Source organism: Granulicella sp. L60 (assembly GCF_009765825.1).
Taxonomy (GTDB): domain Bacteria; phylum Acidobacteriota; class Terriglobia; order Terriglobales; family Acidobacteriaceae; genus Edaphobacter.
Window position 1 is genome coordinate 815 of sequence record NZ_LMUR01000013.1, and the last position, 563, is coordinate 1,377.

Annotated in this window: 1 protein-coding gene; it reads left to right on the plus strand. The window is 49.4% G+C overall.

All coding sequences use genetic code 11. The features are described 5' to 3' along the window. On the plus strand, positions 1-563 hold a 563-nt coding region (locus GSQ82_RS24990; RefSeq protein ID WP_254061482.1), incomplete at both ends, for an AMP-binding protein.

Genomic DNA, 563 nt, shown 5'->3' on the forward strand with positions numbered 1-563 from the left:
AAATGTCGCGCGGCTATTCGCTGCCACCGAGGCAAGGTTTCATTTTGGTGCCGACGATGTCTGGACTTTATTCCACTCCTATGCTTTTGACTTTTCCGTCTGGGAGATGTGGGGAGCATTTCTCTATGGAGGGCGCCTGATTGTTGTCCCTTACGATACAACCCATTCTCCAGAGGATTTTTATGAATTTATTTGCCAGCAAGGAGTGACAGTACTCAATCAAACCCCCAGCGCATTTCGTCAATTAATTGCGGCACAGAAAAAGAGCTTGGAATCTCATGATCTGAGATATGTAGTTTTCGGTGGTGAGGCTCTAGATGTAACGACGCTCAAGCCGTGGTTTGAGCAGAATCAAAAGCAACGAACTCAGCTCGTCAACATGTATGGCATCACTGAAACCGCCGTGCATGTGACCTATCGGCTATTGGAGAAGTCTGATCTTGAGACGCGCAGTGGGAGTCGAATTGGTTGTCGTATCCCTGATCTTCGTATCTACATATTGGATGCGCATGGGGAGCCTGTGCCTGTGGGAGTGGCCGGTGAGATGTATATCGGCGGGGCGG